Here is a 1,398-nt window from a genome sequence, read left to right as displayed (position 1 = left end):
ACAGGTAATATAACAGTAATTGTTAGTTTCACTGGTAATGAGAATTTCACTGGTTTTAGTAATAGTACTAGTTTTGAAGTTTTAAGGAATAGTACTAATTCTACTATTATTGTTAATCCAAATCCTGTGAGTATTGGTGAGAATGTTACTATTTCTGGTCAGTTGGATAATTTTACTGGTATAACTGGTGTTAATGTTACTATTGATGGTAATACTCAAACTCTTGGTGTTAATAGTACTGGTGGTTGGAATTTTAATTACACAACTAACAAGACAGGTAATATAACAGTAATTGTTAGTTTCACTGGTAATGAGAATTTCACTGCTTTTAGTAATAGTACTAGTTTTGAAGTTTTAAGGAATAGTACTAATTCTACTATTATTGTTAATCCAAATCCTGTGAGTATTGGTAATAATGTTACTATTTCTGGTCAGTTGGATAATTTTACTGGTATAAATGGTGTTAATGTTACTATTGATGGTAATACTCAAACTCTTGGTGTTAATAGTACTGGTGGTTGGAGTCTTAATTACACAACTAACCGCACAGGAAACATAAATGTTAATGTTAATTATGCTGGTAATGATAATTATACTATTTTTACTAATACAAGTAGTTTTACTGTGAGTTTGAATGATACTAATTCTAGTATTGTTGTTAATCCAGATTCAGTGAATATTGGCAACAATGTTACTATTTCTGGTCAGCTTGTTGGTTATGTTGGTAATGGCTCTGACATTTTAACTGTTAGTGTTGATGGTAATCTTTATAATAATGTTACTATTAATTCTACTGGTGGTTGGACTCTTAATTACACAACTAACCGCACAGGAACTATAACTGTTAATGTTACTTATGCTGGTAATGAGAATTATACTGCTTTTAGTAATAGTACTACTTTTGAAGTTGAAAGGAATAGTACTAATTCTACTCTCATTGTTGTTCCTTCTAGTGTTAATATTGGCAACAATGTTACTATTTCTGGTGAGCTTGTTGGTTATGTTGGTAATGGCTCTGATTCTTTGACTGTTAGTGTTGATGGTAATCTTTATGAGAACGTTGCTGTTGATGGTACTGGTGGTTGGAATTTAACTTATTTAACTAATCGTACTGGTAATATTATTGTTATTGTTAGTTTTAGTGGTAATGAGAATTATACTGCTTTTACAAACAATACAAGCTTTAATGTTGCTAATGGTAGTACTAATTCTAGTATAGTTGTTGATCATTCTGGTGTTAATATTGGTGAGAATGTTACTATTTTTGGTCAGTTGGATAATTTTACTGGTATAGCTAGTGTTAATGTTACTATTGATGGGATTACTCAAAGTATGAGTGTTAATGTTACTGGTGGTTGGAGTCTTAATTATATAACTAACAAAACAGGTAATATAACA

The 1,398-nt window shown here is 30.4% G+C and carries 1 protein-coding gene; it reads left to right on the top strand.

The genetic code is table 11. From position 1 onward, the window contains the following. The coding region (locus tag MBBAR_RS10380; RefSeq protein WP_158082585.1) for a beta strand repeat-containing protein at positions 1–1,398 on the top strand (1,398 nt) is incomplete at both ends.

This window comes from Methanobrevibacter arboriphilus JCM 13429 = DSM 1125, assembly GCF_002072215.1.
Taxonomy (GTDB): domain Archaea; phylum Methanobacteriota; class Methanobacteria; order Methanobacteriales; family Methanobacteriaceae; genus Methanobinarius; species Methanobinarius arboriphilicus.
This window is presented reverse-complemented; position numbering and strand designations above follow the sequence as displayed.